The sequence below is a fragment of the Pseudomonas sp. SMN5 genome, assembly GCF_052041925.1.
Taxonomy (GTDB): Bacteria; Pseudomonadota; Gammaproteobacteria; order Pseudomonadales; family Pseudomonadaceae; genus Aquipseudomonas.
This window is the reverse complement of record NZ_JBKGGX010000014.1, coordinates 34,368-55,823: the sequence shown is the minus strand read 5'-3', so window position 1 is coordinate 55,823 and position 21,456 is coordinate 34,368. Positions and strand designations below refer to the sequence as shown.

21 protein-coding genes and 1 tRNA gene are annotated in these 21,456 nt (G+C 61.1%); 12 read left to right on the top strand and 10 right to left on the bottom strand.

Going from position 1 to position 21,456, the window contains the following annotated elements; translation table 11 throughout:
* Positions 1 to 79: 79 nt before the first annotated feature.
* From ACLEJR_RS15710 to rpoE, 4 genes are all read right to left on the bottom strand, one after another.
* Positions 80 to 1,459 (bottom strand): DegQ family serine endoprotease, encoded by a 1,380-nt coding sequence (locus tag ACLEJR_RS15710; RefSeq protein WP_440815028.1) that lies wholly within the window; start codon positions 1,457 to 1,459, stop codon positions 80 to 82.
* 285 nt (positions 1,460 to 1,744) lie between these two features.
* Entirely contained in the window at positions 1,745 to 2,689 is a 945-nt protein-coding gene (locus ACLEJR_RS15705; protein WP_440814936.1) for a MucB/RseB C-terminal domain-containing protein, read from the bottom strand.
* 13 nt (positions 2,690 to 2,702) lie between these two features.
* Positions 2,703 to 3,290 carry a sigma-E factor negative regulatory protein gene (locus ACLEJR_RS15700; RefSeq protein ID WP_440797505.1) on the bottom strand — a complete coding sequence of 196 codons (588 nt, stop codon included), beginning with the start codon at positions 3,288 to 3,290 and terminating at the stop codon, positions 2,703 to 2,705.
* A gap of 31 nt (positions 3,291 to 3,321) precedes the next feature.
* Positions 3,322 to 3,903 (bottom strand): RNA polymerase sigma factor RpoE, encoded by a 582-nt coding sequence (gene rpoE / locus ACLEJR_RS15695; RefSeq protein ID WP_003172477.1) that lies wholly within the window; start codon positions 3,901 to 3,903, stop codon positions 3,322 to 3,324.
* Between the two features lie 558 nt (positions 3,904 to 4,461).
* On the opposite strand from rpoE, the gene nadB reads away from it, so the two are divergent.
* On the top strand, positions 4,462 to 6,078 hold the full coding sequence (nadB, locus tag ACLEJR_RS15690; protein ID WP_440814934.1) for an L-aspartate oxidase: 1,617 nt from the start codon (positions 4,462 to 4,464) through the stop codon (positions 6,076 to 6,078).
* On the opposite strand, the gene ACLEJR_RS15685 is transcribed toward nadB, so the two are convergent.
* Positions 6,047 to 6,499: a protein YgfX gene (locus tag ACLEJR_RS15685; RefSeq protein WP_440797501.1), complete on the bottom strand. Its 453-nt coding sequence runs from the start codon at positions 6,497 to 6,499 to the stop codon at positions 6,047 to 6,049. The two genes, nadB and ACLEJR_RS15685, sit on opposite strands and share 32 nt — an antisense overlap.
* Positions 6,483 to 6,737: an FAD assembly factor SdhE gene (locus ACLEJR_RS15680; protein WP_238964247.1), complete on the bottom strand. Its 255-nt coding sequence runs from the start codon at positions 6,735 to 6,737 to the stop codon at positions 6,483 to 6,485. Before ACLEJR_RS15680 ends, ACLEJR_RS15685 begins: the two co-directional genes overlap by 17 nt.
* Before the next feature lie 148 nt (positions 6,738 to 6,885).
* Here ACLEJR_RS15680 and ygfZ point away from each other — a divergent pair, with 148 nt between their 5' ends.
* Entirely contained in the window at positions 6,886 to 7,827 is a 942-nt protein-coding gene (gene ygfZ / locus ACLEJR_RS15675) for a CAF17-like 4Fe-4S cluster assembly/insertion protein YgfZ (RefSeq protein WP_440814932.1), read from the top strand.
* Between the two features lie 36 nt (positions 7,828 to 7,863).
* Complete coding sequence (locus ACLEJR_RS15670) at positions 7,864 to 8,685, top strand: HDOD domain-containing protein (RefSeq protein ID WP_440797497.1); 822 nt, start codon at positions 7,864 to 7,866, stop codon at positions 8,683 to 8,685.
* A 116-nt stretch (positions 8,686 to 8,801) separates the two neighbouring features.
* Here ACLEJR_RS15670 and ACLEJR_RS15665 read toward each other — a convergent pair whose 3' ends face one another.
* Together ACLEJR_RS15665 and ACLEJR_RS15660 are read right to left on the bottom strand one after the other, a co-directional pair.
* The gene (locus ACLEJR_RS15665; RefSeq protein ID WP_440797495.1) at positions 8,802 to 10,187 is read right to left on the bottom strand and encodes a sensor histidine kinase; all 1,386 of its coding nucleotides are present in this window, start codon (positions 10,185 to 10,187) and stop codon (positions 8,802 to 8,804) included.
* Complete coding sequence (locus ACLEJR_RS15660; RefSeq protein WP_047701775.1) at positions 10,180 to 10,851, bottom strand: response regulator; 672 nt, start codon at positions 10,849 to 10,851, stop codon at positions 10,180 to 10,182. The genes ACLEJR_RS15665 and ACLEJR_RS15660 overlap by 8 nt, the downstream gene beginning before the upstream one ends.
* Positions 10,852 to 11,273: 422 nt before the next feature.
* On the opposite strand from ACLEJR_RS15660, the gene ACLEJR_RS15655 reads away from it, so the two are divergent.
* Genes ACLEJR_RS15655 through ACLEJR_RS15640 form a run of 4 tightly spaced genes read left to right on the top strand, consistent with a single transcriptional unit; the run spans position 11,274 to position 15,332 of the window.
* Positions 11,274 to 12,266 carry a Bug family tripartite tricarboxylate transporter substrate binding protein gene (locus tag ACLEJR_RS15655; RefSeq protein WP_440797492.1) on the top strand — a complete coding sequence of 331 codons (993 nt, stop codon included), beginning with the start codon at positions 11,274 to 11,276 and terminating at the stop codon, positions 12,264 to 12,266.
* 58 nt (positions 12,267 to 12,324) lie between these two features.
* Positions 12,325 to 12,786, top strand: coding sequence for a tripartite tricarboxylate transporter TctB family protein (locus ACLEJR_RS15650; protein ID WP_440797490.1), 462 nt, complete (start codon positions 12,325 to 12,327; stop codon positions 12,784 to 12,786).
* A 1-nt stretch (position 12,787) separates the two neighbouring features.
* The gene (locus ACLEJR_RS15645) at positions 12,788 to 14,302 is read left to right on the top strand and encodes a tripartite tricarboxylate transporter permease (RefSeq protein ID WP_440814930.1); all 1,515 of its coding nucleotides are present in this window, start codon (positions 12,788 to 12,790) and stop codon (positions 14,300 to 14,302) included.
* Complete coding sequence (locus ACLEJR_RS15640) at positions 14,295 to 15,332, top strand: AbrB family transcriptional regulator (RefSeq protein ID WP_440814928.1); 1,038 nt, start codon at positions 14,295 to 14,297, stop codon at positions 15,330 to 15,332. Before ACLEJR_RS15645 ends, ACLEJR_RS15640 begins: the two co-directional genes overlap by 8 nt.
* A 102-nt stretch (positions 15,333 to 15,434) precedes the next feature.
* Here the strand turns inward: ACLEJR_RS15640 and ung are convergent, their stop codons facing one another.
* Positions 15,435 to 16,127, bottom strand: coding sequence for a uracil-DNA glycosylase (ung, locus tag ACLEJR_RS15635; RefSeq protein ID WP_440814926.1), 693 nt, complete (start codon positions 16,125 to 16,127; stop codon positions 15,435 to 15,437).
* 131 nt (positions 16,128 to 16,258) lie between these two features.
* On the opposite strand from ung, the gene ACLEJR_RS15630 reads away from it, so the two are divergent.
* Entirely contained in the window at positions 16,259 to 17,377 is a 1,119-nt protein-coding gene (locus tag ACLEJR_RS15630) for an enoyl-CoA hydratase/isomerase family protein (protein ID WP_440814924.1), read from the top strand.
* 202 nt (positions 17,378 to 17,579) lie between these two features.
* On the opposite strand, the gene ACLEJR_RS15625 is transcribed toward ACLEJR_RS15630, so the two are convergent.
* Positions 17,580 to 17,963 (bottom strand): hypothetical protein, encoded by a 384-nt coding sequence (locus ACLEJR_RS15625; RefSeq protein WP_440799351.1) that lies wholly within the window; start codon positions 17,961 to 17,963, stop codon positions 17,580 to 17,582.
* A 420-nt stretch (positions 17,964 to 18,383) separates the two neighbouring features.
* Here ACLEJR_RS15625 and ACLEJR_RS15620 point away from each other — a divergent pair, with 420 nt between their 5' ends.
* The 4 genes from ACLEJR_RS15620 (at position 18,384) to ACLEJR_RS15605 (ending at position 20,753) form a co-directional block, all read left to right on the top strand.
* Complete coding sequence (locus ACLEJR_RS15620; RefSeq protein WP_440814922.1) at positions 18,384 to 18,602, top strand: cysteine-rich CWC family protein; 219 nt, start codon at positions 18,384 to 18,386, stop codon at positions 18,600 to 18,602.
* 35 nt (positions 18,603 to 18,637) lie between these two features.
* Positions 18,638 to 19,330, top strand: a complete 693-nt coding sequence (locus tag ACLEJR_RS15615; RefSeq protein ID WP_440814921.1) for a pseudouridine synthase — start codon at positions 18,638 to 18,640, stop codon at positions 19,328 to 19,330.
* Between the two features lie 309 nt (positions 19,331 to 19,639).
* On the top strand, positions 19,640 to 20,524 hold the full coding sequence (locus ACLEJR_RS15610; RefSeq protein WP_440814919.1) for an alpha/beta fold hydrolase: 885 nt from the start codon (positions 19,640 to 19,642) through the stop codon (positions 20,522 to 20,524).
* A gap of 155 nt (positions 20,525 to 20,679) precedes the next feature.
* A tRNA-Gly gene (locus ACLEJR_RS15605) sits at positions 20,680 to 20,753 on the top strand.
* Positions 20,754 to 21,456 lie beyond the last annotated feature (703 nt).

Below are 21,456 nucleotides of genomic sequence, written 5' to 3'. Positions count from 1 at the left end.
ATCGGTAGTGCTCGGTCCCCTTCACCACGCATAAAAAAACCGCCTCTCTCGAGGCGGTTTTCGTTGCATCACCAGCCGATCATTCGGCCAGCTTGAAGGTAATGAAGCTTGCACGCCCCTGGCGCAGAACCCGCATCGAGACCGAGCGGTTCTTCGGCAAGGCTTTGGCGATATCGGTGAATTCCTTGGCGGAGCCGATAGCCTGATTGTTCAGGTGCGTGATGATGTCGCCCGGCTGCAGGCCGATCAGCGCGGCAGGGCCATCCTGCACTTCCTTGATCACCACGCCGCCTTGCAGCTCCAGGGCCTTCTTCTGCTCATCGCTCAGCTCGGCCACGGCCACGCCCAGACGATTGCTGCTGCGCTCGGCGCCGGACTTGGCCAGCGAATCCAGTTCCTTGCCTTCCTCCGGGATGGCGCCGACGGTCAATTCGACGTTCCGGCGCTTGCCCTCGCGAATCACTTCCAGGTTGGCCTTGGCCCCCGCCTTGAGCGCGCCGACCAGGTGTGGCAGGTCGGCAGACATGACGATTGGCTGACCGTTCATGCTCAGGATCACATCACCCACTTGCAGCCCACCCTTGGCCGCCGGACCGCCTTCCTGGATCTGCGCCACCAGCGCACCGGCCGGTTTCTCCAGCCCGAACGATTCGGCCAGGTCCTTGTTCACTTCCTGGATCACCACGCCCAACCAACCGCGGCTGACCTTGCCTTCGCTTTTCAGCTGGCTGGAAACGTCCATGGCAACATCGATCGGGATTGCGAAGGACACACCCATGAAGCCCCCGGAGCGGGTATAGATCTGCGAGTTGATGCCTACAACCTCGCCCGCCAGGTTGAACAGCGGGCCGCCGGAGTTACCCGGGTTGATCGGCACGTCGGTCTGGATGAACGGTACATAGTTTTCGTTCGGCAGACTGCGACCGATGGCGCTGACGATCCCCTGGGTCACGGTGTGGTCGAAACCGAACGGCGAACCGATGGCCACGACCCATTGGCCGGCCTTCAGGTCCTGGGACTTGCCCAGCTTGAGCACAGGCAGATCCTTGCCGTCGATTTTCAACAACGCCACGTCGGAACGTGGATCGGTACCGATCAGCTTGGCCTTGAGTTCACTGCGATCAGCCAGACGCACCAGGATTTCGTCGGCGTCGGCGATGACATGGTTGTTGGTCAGGATGTAACCGTCAGGCGAAATGATGAAGCCCGACCCCAGCGATTGCGCTTCACGCTGGCGACCACCACCGGGCGAGCGCGGCGCCTGCGGCATTCCGCGCTCGAAGAATTCGCGCAGCATCGGCGGCAGGCCTTCCAGGTCCGGCATCTGCTGGTCCGACACACGGCGATCCGGCAGCTTCTGCGTCGTACTGATGTTGACAACCGCGGGCGAAGCCTGCTCGACCAGTTGCGTAAAGTCAGGTAGCTCGTCCGCCATGGCAGGAACAGCCTGGCCGAGCATCAGCACGGTGGCAAAGATGGATAGGTAGGATTTCAAACGTGGTATCGACATACGGCTCCCGTTACGACGAGCATGGTTAAGCGATATGGAGCCAGGAATACCCGCAGAACGAGACGCCGGTATTTCTGTTCCGGAAAAACAGGCAAGGCCAGAGCCGTGCGGCTCTGACCTAATAGAAAAAAACCTGAAGTTTTGCAAATGAAAATACTGACAGGAAGTTTCGGCATTTCGATCAAGCCCCGGCGTAGACAGCCTCTTGCATAACCGAACCCTCCACGCGACAAACTACTGGGTCGCCACGTCAGAGCGCATCGACAGCGCGATCCGTTCCGCCGTGCCGATGGGAATCTCGCCCACCACCGTGACCATCATTTCGCCCTGAGGCGTCGTGAGTCGACGAGACACTGCGGCCGTGGGGCCAAGTTGTGTACGGGTATCGGTGGCGTTGGCACCGTTCAACGGCTCCAGGAATACCGAGAAGCGCGCCAGGCCATCGTCATACATGAGGCTGCTGACCTGAACCTGGGTGTCGGGGTCTTTACGCGAATCGCTGCCGGTCAGTTCAAAGCCCGGCGGGAGCCAGTCCGAGTGCCAGGCGACCTTGGTCTTGGCAACCTTGCCGGGCGCCTGCGTGACAGCCTTGCAATCGCCGCTGGCCTGAAGGTCGCCATCGGTGGGCACAGAGATGTTCAGGCGTGTGAACTGGAAACGCTCAAGCAACTGACCTTTGTCGCTGAGCAACAAGGATTTGAGCGGCAGCCCGGTCTCCTTGTCCAGATGCAATTCAAAGCCATAGCGATGCTGGTCCTTGGGCGTCAGGGCCACGATAACCGCTTGGCGCCCAGCCACACGCGACTTGCCGATGACGGCAAGGTCGTACCAATTCTTGAGTTTTTGCGGATCGAGCGTACGAGCGCTGCTGTCGGGGGGATTGCTCAGCCCCGCGACCAGGGAGCCGCTGACGCATTGAGTATGTCCATCAATGCGCAGGACTTCCTGTGCCGAGCCGTCGAGCTGGAGTAGCCGCTCGCGGACTTTGCCATCCTGGACGCGATGCCAGATGTTATGGGTAGAGAAACTACCGTTGCGCTCGTATACGAAGGTGCCCAGGAAGCTTTGCTGTTGCTCGGCCTGGCCCAGACGACTCAACCAGTCTTGAGCCTCATCGGCATAGGCTGGCAACGCACACCAGCCACCCAGCAGAAGCGTGAACAGAGGTATGGCGCGCAATGGTGCTCCTTACTTAACGGTTTTCCAGGCTGGCTGCACGAGCATAGGGCAGTGCGCTTTCGCTGCCTTTCAAGGCGGCTTCCTGCGCATGTTGACGCAGATAGTTGGGCAGACGCTGATCATGCCAGCCAGGTTGGCCTTGCAAGACACCGTTGACCATCGGACCTGCCGCTTCCGAACCTTCACTGTAACCAGCCAGGACTGCCGGGCCCTTGACCTGTGGAGCAGCCAAGCCAGGCTGGTTGGACTGCTGCGCCATCTGCACGCCGGCAATCTCGTCCTGATTGTACAGGCGCACACCGGCCAGTACGGCTACGGTGACCGAAGCGGCAACTGCCAGGCGACCCAGGCTACGCCATGGTCCGCGAGACGCTTTTGCCGGTACGGCTTCATCAGCCAATGCAGCGGAAACGGCCGCAGCGATATCCAGACGCGGAAGCAGCAGGTCCTTGTGCATGACAGCCCGGGCGATCTGGTAACGCGCCCAGGTCTCACGGGTTTCAACATCGTCGAAGGCATTCAATACCCGACGCAATTCCAGTTCGTCCGCTTCGTTATCCATCACTGCGGACAGCGATTCCTGCAGGGCTTCACGACTCATGGCGTTCCTCTCTTGGCTATCGCCGCTGTCTTTAGTTTTCCTGCAACAACGGTTGCAGGGCTTTGTCGATGGCCTCCCGGGCGCGGAAGATCCGGGAGCGCACGGTACCCACCGGACATTGCATGACGCTCGCAATGTCCTCGTAACTCAGACCGTCGAACTCACGTAAAGTTAAAGCCGTACGCAAATCTTCGGGCAGTTGCTGGATGGTCCGATGGACGGTGCCTTCGATCTCATCCCGCAGCAACGCTCGTTCCGGTGATTCGAGATCCTTGAGGCCATGATCGCCATCGTAGAACTCGGCATCCTCAGAACTCACATCGCTATCCGGCGGCCGACGGCCGCGTGAAACCAGATAGTTTTTCGCCGTGTTAATGGCGATGCGGTAAAGCCACGTATAAAACGCGCTGTCCCCGCGAAAATTACCAAGTGCCCGGTACGCCTTGATGAAGGCTTCCTGGGCGACATCCTGGGCTTCATGGGTGTCGTGCACGAAACGCACGATCAACCCGAGAATTTTGTGCTGGTATTTCAGCACTAGCAGATCGAACGCTCGTTTGTCGCCGCGCTGCACGCGTTCGACCAGCTGCTGATCCTCTTCCTGGGTTAGCATGAACACTCCTCGATGAGCTCGAAGGAGGCTGGCATTACTAATTGACCAGGCTTGCAAACATAGACTCGGGCTTTTCGCAAAAGTTCTCCCCCTTTCAAGCAAGTTTCCGGCGCGCTCTGATCCCGGCACGCACGAAAAACGCAGCACGAGATTCCCCGGCTGCGCGAATAATCTGTCGCCGGGCCTGCCGGCAGGGACTCCAATCGAAATCCTGCACCCAACCCGACGCTGCTCCCTTTTGCAGACAACCGTCTATTGAACGTAGGCGCTTGGCAAAAGTTCCCACTCTTTACTGGCAATGCAGATGGAACATCGAGCGACCATGCCGAGATAGGCAGCGTTTATCCTCGAAATCGCCGTCTTGACCTTCGCCCAGCCGAACCGCGATCCGACGAAGCGTGTCGCGTTTCTGTCACACTGGTACCATATTGCCATGAATGCCCGGCTATTGTGCCGATCCCCCCCTCTATATACTAGTGGGCTGCGTGGTTGTCTGAGCCGATTGCAGCGGCGCGACACCAACCCTTTCCCGGGTCGCCTTGAGCGGAAATCATTCGAATGAGCCAACAGTTTCAACACGATGTTCTGGTAATCGGCAGCGGTGCCGCCGGATTGAGCCTTGCCCTGACCTTGCCGGGGCACCTGCGTATTGCAGTGCTGAGCAAGGGTGACCTGGCCAACGGCTCGACTTACTGGGCCCAAGGCGGCGTTGCGGCCGTGCTGGACGACACCGATACCATCGAATCCCATGTCGACGATACCCTCAATGCCGGCGGCGGCCTGTGCAACCCGCAAGCGGTGCGCTTCACTGTCGAGCATAGCCGGGAAGCCATCCAGTGGTTGATCGATCAGGGCGTACCGTTTACTCGCGACGAGCAGGCCGGCACTGAAGACGGTGGTTTCGAGTTTCACCTGACACGCGAAGGCGGCCATAGTCATCGACGCATCATCCATGCGGCCGATGCCACCGGCGCGGCCATTTTCAAGACACTGCTCGCCCAGGCCCGCCAACGACCGAACATCGAGTTGCTGGAACAACGTGTCGCCGTTGACCTGATTACCGAAAAACGCCTGGGCCTGGACGGCGACCGTTGCCTTGGCGCCTATGTGCTCAATCGCGGTACCGGCGAAGTCGACACCTACGGCGCACGCTTTGTCGTCCTGGCTTCCGGCGGCGCGGCGAAAGTCTACCTCTATACCAGCAACCCCGACGGTGCCTGCGGCGACGGCATCGCCATGGCCTGGCGGTCGGGCTGCCGGGTGGCGAACCTGGAATTCAACCAGTTCCACCCCACCTGCCTCTATCACCCATTGGCCAAGAGTTTCCTGGTTACCGAAGCCCTGCGTGGGGAAGGCGCACACCTGAAGCTGCCCAACGGTGAACGCTTCATGCACCGGTTCGACCCTCGCGCCGAGCTGGCGCCACGGGACATCGTTGCCCGTGCCATCGACCATGAGATGAAGCGTCTTGGCGTCGACTGTGTCTATCTGGACATCAGCCACAAACCTGAAGCGTTCATCAAAAACCATTTTCCGACGGTGTACGAGCGCTGCCTGGAATTCTCTATCGACATCACCCGGCAACCGATCCCGGTGGTACCGGCGGCGCATTACACCTGCGGCGGCGTGATGGTCGACCAGTCCGGGCGCACCGACGTGCCCGGCTTGTACGCCATCGGCGAAACCAGCTTCACCGGCCTGCACGGCGCCAATCGCATGGCCAGTAACTCGTTGCTGGAGTGTTTCGTCTATGCACGCTCGGCAGCGGCGGACATCCTGCAGCAGTTGCCACAGATCGCCATCCCGGCCGCCCTGCCCGCCTGGGACGCCAGCCAGGTCACCGACTCGGACGAAGACGTGATCATCGCCCACAACTGGGATGAACTGCGGCGCTTCATGTGGGACTACGTAGGCATCGTGCGCACCAACAAACGTCTGCAACGGGCGCAGCATCGGGTGCGCTTGCTGCTGGATGAGATCGATGAGTTCTACAGCAACTATAAAGTCAGCCGCGACCTGATCGAGTTGCGCAACCTGGCCCAAGTGGCCGAACTGATGATTCGCTCGGCGATGGAGCGCAAGGAAAGCCGGGGTCTGCATTACACCCTCGACTATCCGAACCTGCTCCCCGAGGCGCTGGACACTATTCTGGTGCCGCCCACCTACGCCGACTGAACCTGAGCCGCACCCGCAGGCGCCGATGGACATCCGGCGTCAGCGCGCCGCGGGGTACGCACACCGAGCGAACCCGCCGCTCACCCCGGCGGCGAAAGCGCAGCACGATGATCATCGGCAATGCGAGGCTATCGGGACGCAACTGCACCGACTGCCAGCCATCCGCCCGGTTCCAGAGTTGCCAACCGCTGGCGTCGTGGCGCAGCCCACAAAAGGCTCGTGGATTGGTCAGCAGTAAATGTCGCGGTAGCGTCCAGGCGCCATGCGCCAGACATAGAACCATGCCCACTGCGATGAGCCACGATGGGACGGCCAGCAAAAACAACGACCCCAAGGCCACGACCTGAGCCAGGAGATAGGCCGCCAACAGTTGCCCGCAGGCCTGCCAGCGGCATTCGAAGCGATTACTTGGGCTGGACACGGTCCAGAATCATTCGGACCATGCGCTGCAATTCCGGGTCCTCGGATTCGCTGCGCTCCATGAACCAGCCGAACATGTCCTGGTCTTCGCATGCGAGCAGACGGACGTAGCAGGCACGGTCCACTTCATTGAGATGGGGATAGACCTCTTTCACGAACGGCACCAGCAATACGTCCAGCTCAAGCATACCGCGGCGGCTGTGCCAATAGAGGCGGTTCAGTTCAACATCTTCGACCATGGAGCGCTCCTCAAATAGAGCGCAAGTATACAGGCCGCGCCGCCGTACGACAGACAGCTTTGGTCGGGACCATCGATCCTTTGTGAACTATCCATTTCAAGGGCGCCCCCTTATGATGTCCACCAGACTTTTTTACCTGCGATGACCCATGGCTGATTCCGCTTTTTTCTGCACCCTGTCCCACGAAGGCGTTCTCGCGGTCCGCGGCGTGGATGCCGGCAAATTCCTGCAAGGCCAATTGACTTGCAACCTCAACTACCTGAGCGACAGCCAATCGAGTCTCGGTGCCCGCTGCACCCAGAAAGGCCGGATGCAATCGAGTTTCCGCATCCTGCTCGAGGGCGACGGCGTATTGATGGCGATGGCGACCGAATTGCTCGAACCGCAACTGGCCGATCTGAAAAAATATGCGGTGTTCTCCAAATCCAGGCTCACTGATGAAAGCGCGGCCTGGGTCCGCTTCGGTCTGCAAGCCGCCGATACCGTGCTGGCCGAACTGGGCCTTCAATTGCCCGCCGACACCGACAGCGTGGTTCGCCATGATTCGTTGATCGCCATCCGCGTTTCGCCCGACCGTGCCGAACTGTGGGCCCCGGCCGAACAGGCACAGGCGCTGCAAACCCGGTTGCGCGCGACGCTGGCCGAAACGGATCTCAACCGCTGGCTACTGGGCCAGATCCGCGCCGGGATCGGCCAGGTCATGCCGGCCACCCGCGAGTTATTCATCCCGCAGATGCTTAACCTGCAAGCCGTTGGCGGTGTGAGTTTCAAGAAAGGTTGCTACACCGGCCAGGAAATCGTCGCGCGCATGCAGTACCTGGGCAAACTCAAGCGGCGCCTGTATCGCCTGAAGCTCGATGCCGGCCCATTACCGGAACCCGGCACCGAGCTGTTCTCCCCTGTCCACAGCAGTTCCATTGGCGAGGTGGTTCTCGCCGCCGACGCCGGAGCAAACGTTGAACTGCTGGCGGTGTTGCAGGCCGACGCAGCAGAAGAAGGCAACGTGCATCTCGGCGCCTTGGAAGGTCCGGCGCTCCAATTGCTCGACCTGCCTTACGAACTGGACCGCGACCGCGAAATCCAGCGCTGATCGCAGCATTTTGTCGCAACACTCTAGAGAATCGAAATGAGCGATTTGGCGGAGAAAGTCCAACGGGATTTGCTGCAAGCCATCGGCAACGATGACTTGGTTTTACCTACATTACCCGAAGTCGCCCTGCAGATTCGCCGGGCCGCTGAAGACCCGGAAATCAGTGTCAGCAACCTGAGCAAAGTGATCGGCCGCGATACGGCCCTTTCGGCGCGCTTGATCAAAGTGGTCAACAGCCCACTGCTGCGTGCGACCCAGGAAGTCACTGACCTGCACACGGCCATCACACGACTGGGGGTCAATTACAGCAGCAACCTGGCCATAGGCCTGGTCATGGAGCAGATTTTCCACGCCCGCTCCGAGGTGGTGGAGCAAAAGATGCGTGAAGTCTGGCGCAAGAGCCTGGAAATCGCCGGTGTCAGCTATGCCTTATGCCGCGCGTACACGCAACTCAAGCCCGACCAGGCCGCGTTGGGTGGGCTGGTGCATCAGATCGGTGTGCTGCCGATCCTGACCTATGCCCAGGACAACAACGAATTGCTCTCCGACCCCGTCAGCCTCAACCATGTCATCGAAACGATTCATCCGGTGCTGGGAGACAAATTGCTCAGCGTCTGGGAGTTTCCGGAGAGACTGGTGAAGTTGCCCGGGCTGTACCTGGATTTCGAACGCACGACCAGGCACATCGACTACGTCGACCTGGTGCAGGTCGCGGCGCTGTACTGCTACAAGGACACCGACCATCCCCTCGGCAAGGTCGATATGTTTGCAGTGCCTGCGTTCAAGAAGCTGGGCATCCACCTGGAAAACCCGGATCGAGTGGCGGACATCGAAGAAGCGCGGTCGATGTTTTATTAGCAACACCGGCGGCGTCGTGGCGAGGGAGCTTGCTCCCGCTGGGCTGCGCAGCGGCCCCTCAATCTTGCGTCTACTGCGCAGTCGAGCGGGAGCAAGCTCCATCGCCGCAGCGGACTTTACCCGGCGACGAAACTCACCCGCACCTTCAACCCCCGCTCCTGCCCGTCATGTAGAGTGATCTGCGCCAGGTGGGCGCGACAGATTTCGCCGACGATCGCCAACCCCAGTCCGGAGCCGGCCACTTGCTGGTTGCGCCGGTAGAAGCGTTCGAACACCCGATCCCGCTCGTGCAAAGGGATGCCCGGGCCGTCATCCTCGACCTCCAGCACCGCCGGCGCGCTGACCCGCAGGATCACGTTGCCACCGGAGGGCGTATGAGCCAGTGCGTTATCCACCAGGTTGCTCAACAGCTCGTTGAGCAAGGTTGGTTCGCCCCGCAACCACACCGGTTCGTCGGCTTCCAGGGCCAGCGCCACGCCCCGGGCATGGGCCAGCGGTGCCATTGCCATGCCCAGTTCACGGGCCAGTTGGCTAAGGTCCAGCAACTGTGCGCCACCTTCGGCAATCGCCCGGGCGCCATTTTCAACCCGTGCCAGGGACAGTAACTGGTTGGCCAGGTGCGTCAGTCGATCAGTACCTTGGGCGGCGGTTTCCAGGGTTTCGCGCCAGACCAGCGGCTCATTGGCGCGCAACCCCAACTCAAGGCGCGCCTTGAGCGCGGCCAAGGGTGTACGCAGTTCATGGGCCGCATCGGCAATGAATTGCGCCTGACGCTCGAATTGCCCGCGTAACCGCTCGGTGAAATGATTGAGCGCTCGCACCAGCGGCCACAACTCGTGTTGCACTTCGACCAACGGCAACGGCCGCAGATCGTCCGGCTGGCGCTCCTCCACCGCCGTGCGCAACCGCTCCAGCGGGCGCAACGCGGCACTGACCGCGAACCACACCAGCAACAACGCCCCAACCGCCAGCATGCCCAGGCGTAGCAGCGTATCGGCCATCAGGCTGCGGGCCATGCGGACCCGCGCCTCCTCGGTTTCGGCCACACGAACTTCCGCCATGCCGTTCATGTTCGGTTCACTCACCGCCTTGAGCAGGCTCACCACGCGCACGTTCTGGCCTTGATAACTGGCGTTATAGAAGCGCGCCAGAGCCGGGTAATCGTCGGTGCGCGGCGTGCCGGGCGGGGGGCCCGGAAGATTTTCGTATCCGGAGATCAGCTTCTGGTTGATGTCGTTGACCTGGTAATAGATACGCCCGGCGCTGTCGTAGGCAAAAGTGTCCAGCGCGACATAAGGCACGTCCGCGCTGAGGCTGCCGTCGCGTTGCGACAGGCCGGCGGCAATGGTCCGGGCCGAAGCGAGCAACGTGCGGTCGTAAGCCGTGTCCGCAGCCTCGCGCCCGTTCCAGTAGGCGCTCAGGCCGCTGGCAAGCATCAGCACCACCAACAGCAACGCCAGGTTCCACAGCAACCGCCAGCGCAGGCTGTCGGGCTTATGCATCGCGGGTCTCCAGCAAGTAGCCCAAGCCGCGGAAGGTCACGATTGCCACCGCATGACCGTCGAGTTTCTTGCGCAAGCGATGGACGTAGATCTCGATGGCGTCGGGACTGGCTTCTTCGTCCAGGCCGAACACCTGGGCTGCCAGCTGCTCCTTGCTCATCACCCGCCCCGGCCGGGCGATCAACGCCTCCAACACCGCTTGCTCGCGAGATGTCAGAGTCAGCAGTTCGTCGTCGAGGGTGAAGCGGCGGGTATCCAGGTCATAAACCAGCCCACCGCAGCGCTGCTGGCGCTCGCCGCCCAGCACGCTACGGCGCAACAACGCCTTGACCCGAGCCTCAAGCTCGGTGAGTTCGAATGGCTTGGCCAAGTAGTCGTCGGCGCCGAGGTTCAAGCCATGGACCCGATCCTTGACGTCGCTGCGAGCGGTCAGCATCAGTACCGGCAAGGTCTTGCCCCGTGCGCGCAGCCGCGCCAGCACTTCGAAGCCGTCCATGCGCGGCAGCCCGACGTCCAAGACCGCCACAGCGTATTCCTCGCTGCTCAGGGCCAGATCGGCCGCCACCCCATCGTGCAGCACATCGACGGTCAGGCCGGTGCTCTTGAGCGCCTGGGCAACGCTTTCGGCGAGCTGCAGATGGTCTTCGACGAGCAGAACACGCATGGGTTATTCCTCGATTCAGGGATGGTCGGCGCCATTCTTTGGCGCGGAGTTTACCGCCGCTTGCGCCACTGTGAAGCCAAAAAACCTGCTGAAAGCTTTTGAAAGGTTAGCGAAAGGTTCGGCCATTAAAGTCCTCTCACGGATAGTTTCGACTGCTTGACGCACACGAAAAACGCCTCGAAGCGTTTTCGCCTTAATAAGAACAATAAAAGCGGAGTACTCACCATGCTGTTCATGCAGATTCAGGTTCCGATACCTGCCTGCCCTTCCCACTCCTACTTGATCATTTCGACCGGTGCCGCCTCTTGGCCTGGTGATTTCCCATGCCTGCCGTCCCGCCCGACCCTCCAGGGCAGCCAGGCCGCAAGTCCCGCGACACGCGCTTCAAACCCAACACAACAACAACTCCTGTGGAGACAACAATGAGCCTATCACTGCGTAAAGTAGCCATCGCTGCCGGTTGCCTGATGTTCACCGGGCAATTGCTCGCCGCCGATCCATCCAAAGAGCCCAAGCGCCCCGAGTGCATCGCCCCGGCCTCCCCTGGCGGCGGTTTCGACCTGACCTGCAAACTGGCACAAAGCGCCCTGGTCAACCAGAAACTGTTGACCAAACCGATGCGCGTCACCTACATGCCCGGGGGTGTCGGCGCGGTGGCCTACAACGCAGTGGTCGCCCAGCGTCCGGCCGACGGCGGCACGCTGGTGGCCTGGTCCAGCGGTTCGTTGTTGAACCTGGCCCAGGGCAAGTTCGGCCGCTTCGATGAAAGCGCCGTGCGCTGGTTGGCGGCTGTCGGCACCAGCTATGGCGCCATCGCCGTGAAAAGCGATTCGCCCTACAAGACCCTCGACGATCTGGTACAGGCCCTGAAGAAAGATCCGAGCTCGGTGGTCATCGGCTCCGGCGGCACCGTGGGCAGCCAGGACTGGATGCAGACCGCGCTCATCGCCAAGGCGGCCGGTATCAATCCACGCGATCTGCGCTACGTCGCCCTCGAAGGCGGCGGCGAGATCGCCACTGCGTTGCTCGGTGGCCACATCCAGGTCGGCAGTACGGACATCTCCGACTCCATGCCGCATATCCAGAGTGGCGACATGCGCCTGCTGGCGGTGTTCGCCGAGAAGCGCCTGGACGAGCCGGAAATGAAAGACATCCCGACTGCCAAAGAACAGGGCTACGACATCATCTGGCCGGTGGTTCGTGGCTTCTATCTCGGGCCAAAAGTCAGCGACGAAGACTACGCCTGGTGGAAAGAGGCTTTCGACAAACTCCTGGCGTCCGAAGAGTTCGCCAAGCTGCGTGACCAGCGCGAGTTGTTCCCGTTTGCCATGACCGGTCCGGAACTGGACACCTATGTGAAGAAACAAGTGGCTGATTACAAGGTACTGGCCAAAGAGTTCGGCCTGATCCAGTAACTGTCCCCTGTTCTCGTGGCGGCGCTGGCCTCACGGTCGCGCCGCCCAGGAGTAAGTCATGCTCACCATTCAACGTATTTTTGCTTCGGTGCTGCTGTTGGTCTGCATCGGCCTCGCGCTGATGGCCTGGCCGTATCAGGCAGCCTTTTCCTACGAGCCCGTCGGCCCGCGCGCTTTCCCGCTGCTGATGCTGGGCCTGATGGGCGTCGCGCTGCTGTACATGATTTTTCGTCCCGCCCCCATCGTGCACAGCGACGATGATCCGCAACTGGATCGTGAAACCCTGCAGAAAATCGGTATCTGCGTCGGGCTGCTGCTGGTGTTCGCCGGGACCTTCGAACCGCTGGGTTTCATTGTGTCGAGCATCCTGATCGGCGTGCCGATGGCTCGCCTCTATGGCGGTCGCTGGCTGCCAAGCGTGGTGATCATCAGCCTGATGGCCATTGGTCTTTATCTGTTGTTCGACAAGTTGATGGACGTACCGCTGCCCTTGGGCCTGCTCGACATCCTGGAGAATTGATATGGATACCCTGAATTATCTCGGCCAGGGTTTCGGCGTCGCACTGACGCCCTACAACCTGGTCACAGCGCTGACCGGCACCCTGATCGGCACCGTGGTCGGCCTGCTGCCGGGCCTGGGACCGATCAACGGCGTAGCCCTGTTGATCCCGATTGCGTTTGCCCTGGGCCTGCCGCCGGAATCGGCGCTGATCCTGCTGGCGGCGGTGTACCTGGGTTGCGAGTACGGCGGGCGCATCAGTTCGATCCTGCTCAACATTCCGGGCGAAGCTTCCACCGTGATGACCACGCTCGATGGCTACCCGATGGCTCGCCAGGGCCTGGCCGGCGTGGCGTTGTCGCTGTCGGCCTGGAGCTCTTTCATCGGGGCGCTCATCGCTACCTGCGGCATGGTGCTGTTTGCACCGTTGCTGGCGAAGTGGGCGATTGCCTTCGGACCGGCGGAATATTTCGTCCTGATGGTGTTTGCCATTGTCTGCCTTGGCGGCATGGCCGGTGATCGTCCGCTCAAGACCTTCATCGCGGCGCTGATCGGGCTGTTCCTGTCTTGCGTCGGCATTGATGCCAACAGCGGCGTCTACCGCTTTACCGGTGACAACATCCATTTGACCGATGGCATCCAGTTCGTCGTGCTGGTGCTGGGCCTGTTCTCCATCAGTGAAATCCTCTTGCTGCTGGAAAAAACCCACCGCGGCCAGGAGGCGGTGAAGGCGACCGGGCGGATGATGTTCAACTTCAAGGAAGCGGCATCGGTCTTCGTCGTGAACCTGCGCTGCGGCCTGCTCGGCTTCATCATGGGCGTGTTGCCGGGTGCCGGTGCGACCCTGGCCAGCGCCGTCGCCTACATGACCGAAAAACGCATCGCCGGCGCGAACGGTACCTTCGGCCAGGGCGACAAGCGTGGCCTCGCCGCCCCGGAAACCGCCATTGGCGGCGCGGCCTGCGGCGCGCTGGTGCCGATGCTGACCCTCGGCGTTCCCGGCTCGGGCACCACGGCAGTGATGATCGGTGCGCTGTCGCTGTACAACATCACCCCTGGTCCACTGTTGTTCCAGCAACAACCGGACATCGTCTGGGGCCTGATCGCCTCGTTGTTCATCGCCAACGTCATGCTGGTGATCCTCAACATTCCGATGATTCGCGTCTTCACCCGAATCCTGGCGGTGCCGAACTGGGCCTTGGTCCCGGTGATCGCGATCATTACCGGGATCGGTGTCTATGCGGTGCACGCCACCACGTTCGACCTGTTCCTGATGATCGGCATCGGCATCTTCGGCTACATCCTGCGCAAGCTGGACTTCCCGCTGTCACCGGTACTGCTGGGCTTCATTCTCGGCGGCCTGATGGAACAGAACCTGCGCCGGGCGCTGTCGATCTCCAACGGCGCGCTGGAGATTCTCTGGTCGAGCCCGATCACCTTCGGTTGCTGGATACTGACGGCGATCATGCTGTTCATGCCATTGCTGCGGATCTGGCGTCGCCGCAGTGCCCAACGCCGTGCCCTGGCCAATGTCTGAGGCGACTTTCAGACAGTGGTGGGGAACCCCGCTGGTCGGTCTGGCCGGCGGTTACCTGGCCAGCCTGATCGGCTGGCCTTTGCCTTGGATGGTCGGCTCGTTACTGGCGATCATCCTGGTGCGCTGCCTGACGCCGTGGCAACTGATGGAAATCCCCGGCGGTCGCAAGTGCGGCCAATGGGTGGTGGGCATCGGGATCGGCCTGCACTTCACCCCGGTGGTCATGGAGCAGGTGCTGAGCCACTTCGGCCTGATTTTTTTCGGTGCGCTGATCACCAGCGTGTCCAGTGTGGTGGGTGTGTGGCTGATGCGCCGCACCGGTGAAGACCGCGCCACGGCTTTCTTTTCGAGCATGCCGGGCGGCTCCGGTGAAATGGTCAACCTGGGCGCGCGCAATGGCGCGGACCTCAGCCGCGTGGCCGCGGGCCAGAGTCTGCGGGTGCTGGTGGTGGTGCTGTGCGTGCCGGCCGCCTTCAAATACCTCCTGGGCGAAGGCGTTCCGGTACAACACGCCACGACGGTGGACTGGTTGTGGCTGGCGCTGCTGTTTCCGACGGGCGCCCTGCTCGCCTGGCTCTGGCAACGCTTGCGTCAACCCAACCCATGGTTGTTCGGGCCGTTGCTGGTGAGCGCGGCGGTGAGCGTCGGCTGGGATTTGCACATCGGCCTGCCCAACGGGGCCAGCCAGTTTGGTCAGTGGCTGATTGGCAGCGGGCTGGGTTGTCATTTCAACCGACAATTCTTCTGCCGGGCGCCCTCGTTCATGGGACGAACCCTGGTCGGCACGGTGTTGACGATGCTGATCGCAACCCTCGCGGCCCTGGGCTTGAGCACCCTGACCCATCTGGACCTGCGCTCACTGACCTTGGGCATGATGCCCGGCGGCATCGCGGAAATGAGCCTGACGGCGGAGACGCTGCAACTGTCAGTGCCGCTGGTGACCGCATTGCAGGTGATGCGGCTGTTGTTCGTGCTGTTTATGGCAGAGCCGTTGTTCAGGTATTGGATTCGCCGGCCAGGGTCGGATTGATGGTCGGCGGCGCGTTCATCGCGAGCAGGCTCGCTCCCACAGGAGGGTGTGGCCTCTATGTGGGAGCGAGCCTGCTCGCGATGGGGCCATCAAGCCCAACACTTAAACCGGCGGCACCCGCCAATCGATCGGCGCCTCGCCCTGCTGTTCAAGAAACTTGTTGGCCCGGCTGAAATGCCCGCATCCCAGGAACCCCCGATAAGCCGACAAGGGCGACGGGTGCACGGACGTCAGCACCAGGTGCTTGGTAGTATCGATCAGCTTCTGCTTGCTCTGGGCATGGGCGCCCCACAGCAGGAACACCAGGTGCGGCTGATGGGCGCTGACCACTTCGATCACCCGGTCGGTAAAATGTTGCCAGCCCTTGCCCGCGTGGGAGTTGGCGTTGGCGCGCTCGACGGTCATGGTAGTGTTGAGCAGCAACACGCCCTGGTCGGCCCAGCTTTGCAGGTAGCCGTGGTTGGGAATGTCGATGTTCAGGTCGCGCTTCAATTCCTTATAGATATTGACCAGCGACGGCGGCGTCGGCACGCCCGGTTGCACCGAGAAGCACAGGCCATGGGCCTGCCCCGGGCCGTGATAGGGGTCCTGGCCCAGGATGACCACCTTAACCTTGTCCAGCGGCGTGGAATTGAGTGCGTTGAAAATCAACGACGCCGGTGGATAAATCTCCTTGCCGGCGGCGTATTCACTGCGCAGGAATTCGCGCAACTCTGCCATGTAGGGCTGGTCGAACTCGGCACGCAGTGCCTGCTTCCAGCTCGGTTCGAGTTTGATACGGTCGTCAGCGGTCATGGTTGCATCCGGTAAAAACAATGGGCGCACCCTAGGAAAGCCTACACGGCTTGTCAATTGATCTGACGCAGGACCGGCACTTTCCTACGCAGCGGTCATACTGACCATTCAAATTCCTAATCGAGGTCACGATGAATCTGCACTTCGAAGAACTCACTGGCAGCCTGGGAGCACGCATCGGCGTCGCGACCCTGGATGCTGAAAAATCCTTGAACGCACTGTCCCTACCAATGATCAACGCCCTGCGTGATCGCCTCGATGCCTGGGCCAGGGATCCGCAAATCGTTTGTGTGTTACTGCGCGGCAATGGCGCCAAGGCCTTCTGCGCCGGCGGCGAAGTGCGCAGCCTGGTAGAGGCCTGCCGGGCCAATCCCGGAGAAGTCCCGCCGTTGGCTGCGCAATTTTTCGCCGCGGAATACCGCCTGGACTTCAACCTGCACACCTACCCCAAACCCTTGTTGTGCTGGGGTCATGGCTATGTGCTGGGCGGTGGTATGGGCCTGCTGCAAGGCGCGAGCACGCGCATCGTCACGCCGAGCAGTCGCCTGGCCATGCCGGAAATCAGTATCGGCCTGTACCCGGACGTCGGCGCCAGTTGGTTCCTGTCACGCCTGCCCGGCAAGCTCGGCCTGTTCCTCGGCCTGACCGGCGCTCACATGAACGCCCGGGACGCCATCGACCTGGGCCTGGCCGACCGCTTCCTCTTGGACGAACAACAGGACGACCTGATCGCAGGCCTGCTGCAACTCAACTGGCAGGAACAGACAGCGATGCAGCTCAACAGCCTGCTCAAGGCCTTGCAACAGGAGGCCATCGCCCGGCTGCCGGAAGCCCAGTGGCTGCCACGGCGGCAAATGATCGACGAGTGGCTGGATGTCAGCGATGTGCGCTGTGCCTGGAAGGCCCTCAGCCTGCAGGCCAATCACGCGGACCCGCTGATCGCCAGGGCAGCCAAAACCATGAGCGAAGGCTCGCCGCTGACCGCTCACCTGGTCTGGGAACAGATCGCCCGCGCCCGACATCTGTCATTGGCCGGTGTGCTGCGCATGGAATACACCCTGAGCCTCAACTGCTGCCGCCACCCCGAATTCAGCGAGGGCGTGCGTGCGCGACTGATCGACAAGGACCATAAGCCCCATTGGCATTGGCCGGACATCAATCATGTGCCCGAAGCGGTGGTCGAGGCGCATTTCCACAAGGCGTGGGAGGGGCGGCATCCGTTGGCGGATCTGGCGAATGAATCGTCCTGATATTCAAATCTGCTCGCAAAGGCGTCAGTCCAGTCACCCATACCCCGCGCGAGGGAGCAAGCTCCCTCGCCACATTGGGTTGGCATGGAGCTGAAATCAGAGTCGATCCCTGCCCCCTGTGGGAGCAAGGCTCGCTCCCACATTTGTTTTATTCCAGGCATAAAAAAGCGGCGCTCAATGCGCCGCTTATTTTATCCGCCGATCAACGGTGGCCGCCTCGTCCCCTTCCGTCATGATCGCCTCGCCCCCGATGATCATGCCCGCCCCGGTCGTCATGCCATCCACCCCGGTCTCGGCCTCCCCAACCGCCGCGATTCGGATAGTACCGGTACGCCGCCCGCGGCGGCGAATAATAGCGCGGGGCTGGCTGGTAGTAGCGCGGCGCCGAGTAATAACGCGGCGCTGGTTGGTAGTACCGCGGGGCGTAGTAGCCACGCGGAGCCGAATAATAACTCCCGCCGCCGTAATAAACGGGCGCTGGAGAGGTGTAGACCTCGGAGCGGTAGTAAGAGTCTCCGTCGTAGTAAGGCTCGCAAGCCGTAAGAGTCAAACCGATAAACGCAAGGAGCAGCAGTCGTCGATACATGGCGGCCTCCTGGACCGCGGATGGGCCACATCAGCGACGCTGATGGGCGGCAGTCAACGTTGGGTGACTGACGAATATTCAGACAGCAAAATCGGAATCTGGTGCGGTTTGGCAACAACTCGAAACATGTAGTTCGTCGCCCTGTTCCGGTGCGCGATGGCACCACAAACAGGCGCGGATGTGCCCTCGGTCATCCATCCTCAGGCCGCGCACGTTTGATTTGGGGCCCCGGTGGCGAGAGGACTTATCCCCGCTGGGCTGCATAGCGGCCCCGACACTTGTTACCGCGCTATCAGACAGGCGTCATCACCTTAGGACAAAGACACCTTGCACAGCCTGCTGTCGCGGACCGATCATGCACTGCAACGCGCCCGGCAAACCGGGGACAACGAATCTGCGTGGAAATGCCTCACTCCAGCTATGAATAAACCCGACCTCTGCCCGGCGTGCGGCAATGCCAACGATTGCACGCTGGCCGATCCGAAAACCGTCGACCGAGCCTGCTGGTGCTATGGCGTGAGCATCGATCCGGTCGTGCTCCAAGCGTTGCCGACCGAATTACGCGACAGCGCCTGCCTGTGTCCGCGTTGCGCGCAAGTCGAAGCCCAGTTGCGCGCCAAACCTCAGCCGAACGCGTAAGATGCCCGCCCACTGCTCCCTTGCCTGCACAGCCCATGCGCGTCGACCGCTTCCTCAGTAATCTGCCACGCTTCAATCGCCAACAGGTGCGTCTGCTACTGGTTGAACGCCGGGTGCGAATCGACGGCCAGACCGTCAGCGATCCGCACGCACAAGTGCGCGAGTTCAGCCAGGTTGAAGTCGACAACGAGGTGCTGCAGGCCGGTCGAGCGGCGCGCTACATCATGCTGCACAAGCCGCCCGGTTGCGTCAGCGCCACCCGCGATCCGCAACACCCGACTGTGCTCGACCTGCTGGATGAGCCGGACAAGGACGACCTGCACATCGCCGGGCGCCTGGACTTCAATACCACCGGCCTGATGCTGATCACCAACGACGGCAGTTGGTCGCGACGCCTGACCCAACCGCAGACCAAGCTGCCCAAGGTCTACTACGTCGAAACCGAGCGGATCATCACCGCCGAGTACGCCGAGACGTTCGCCCGAGGCCTGTACTTCGCCTTCGAGGATCTCACTACGCAACCGGCGGAGCTGACGCTGCTGGGGCCGAAGTCCGCACGCCTGAGCATCATTGAAGGGCGTTACCACCAGGTCAAGCGCATGTTCGGCCACTTCGATAACAAGGTCCTGCGCCTGCATCGCGAGCGCATGGGCCCACTGACGCTGGACGCGGATCTTGCGCCGGGCCAATACCGCGCCTTGAGCGCCGATGAGATTCACTTGATCTGATCCGGTTACCGCTGGGCAGAACTGCCGAACAATTTTCCAAACGGCACTTGCGCAACGGCCGACCCGCTGCTTGAATCAGGTCGTCGGCCAAAATGTGACCGACGAGTCACCACATACTTCCAAGAAACTTTTTGCCGGCCAGGACCTTCAGGTTCCGCCGTACCCGTCCGGCAAACTGCCCGCCTATAACAATACCCGTCGGCCACTTCACGGATCGACATGGGCCTTATCTTCCAGGCGTATGCCTACCTGTCACATTGCCCGTGCAATCTCATTGCGCGCATACCCGCTTGCCAGGAGTCTTATGACATGAGGCCAGAAATCGCTGTGCTGGATATACAGGGTCAGTATCGGGTTTACACGGAGTTCTATCGCGCAGACGCCGCACAAAAGACCATCATCCTGGTCAACGGCTCGATGGCCACCACTGCGTCGTTTGCACAGACCGTCAAAAACCTCCACCCGCAATTCAACGTCGTGTTGTACGACCAGCCCTACGCGGGCAAATCCAAGCCACACAACCGCCACGAGAAAATGCTGACCAAGGACGTCGAAGGCCAGATTCTGCTGGAACTGATCGACCATTTCGCCGCCGAGCACGTACTGTCGTTCTCCTGGGGCGGCGCCGCTACATTGAGCGCCCTGGCCCAGCGCCCCCGGCGCATCGAGAAAGCGGTGATCAGCTCGTTTTCGCCCGTGCTGAACGCACCGATGCTCGACTATCTCGAACGCGGGGTCGACTACCTGAGCAACCTGGACCGCGACCGCGTCGGGCACCTGGTCAACAGCACCATCGGCAAACACCTACCGCCATTGTTCAAGCGTTTCAACTATCGCCACGTCAGCAGCCTGGCCGAGCATGAATACGGACAGATGCACTTTCACATCAGCGACGTACTGCGCAGCGATCAGCAGTGCTACATCAACGTGGCGAAAAAAATAAACGTGCCGGTGCTATTCATCAACGGCGAATGGGACGAATACACCTCAGCCGCCGACGCCAGGCTCTTCGCCAACCACGTCCAGCATTGCAGTTTCACCACCGTGCAAGCCACCGGGCACTTCCTGGACATGGAACACAAAGCCGCCTGCCGCGACAGCCGCAAAGCCCTGATGGGCTTCCTCCTCCCGGCCCACTACGAAAGCCAGCCGCGCTACAACTACGTGCAGGGCTACCATGCACTGGCAATCTAAACCCGAGTCCTCGCGAGCAAGCCCCGCTTTAGCAACGAGGGCTTGCTCGCGAACGACCGCTCTGATTCAGGGCTTGCGTAGACGGATGGCCGCATCGCAAGCAAAGAAAAACTTCAAATCCTCGCCCACATCTGGTACAAAGTCAGCCGCTCTGAGCGGGTGTCGTATAATGGCATTACTCCAGCTTCCCAAGCTGATAACGAGGGTTCGATTCCCTTCACCCGCTCCAATTGAATTCTGTTCCCGCGTCGGGTGGTTTTGACGGGGGATGTAAAAAACCGGCCCATGGTGGCCGGTTTTTTTATGGCTGATATTTGGGGGAGTGGGAGGTGATCTCCGAGCGTAGATAGGTAGCTCCCCCACCCTTTGCAAGCCGAATACGCCTTGAACCGGCTACCGCCACGGCATCGCCGGAAAAAGGTATCTCAGCGACAGAGCATCAAACATGCTTAGCGACAAAAGCGACGACGACAAATACGGTCAGAGCGAACGCTGCACCGATGCCGAACGGCAACCACGTAACGCGGAATTTGGGCGGGGCCGAGCGCCTCATTTCTTCAGCTAGAGCCTCTACCTCACGATGTAGTTGCTCGATGCTTGATTGATGACTTCGATTTGCGGACATATCTTTTTCCCCGAGGCCGCGGGGTCCTGCCCCTACTGCGTATGGGTACCAGAAGGCTTCATGCTTCAGCTTCGTTTCCTCGGCCGTAAGCTTACGCGTCTCAGCCAACAATTTTCGGGTTCGAACCTCGGACATTGAGAAAAATGAGTCCCGTGGCGAGGGAGCTTGCTCCCGCAGGGCTGCACAGCAGCCTCTCTTGTGAGCGCTTCGCACTCAAGCGGGAGCAAGCTCCCTCGCCACGTAGCATCATTCTGTCGCCATCACATTCCAGAGTCGGAAAATCGAATCTGGCGTTTTCCAATGTAAT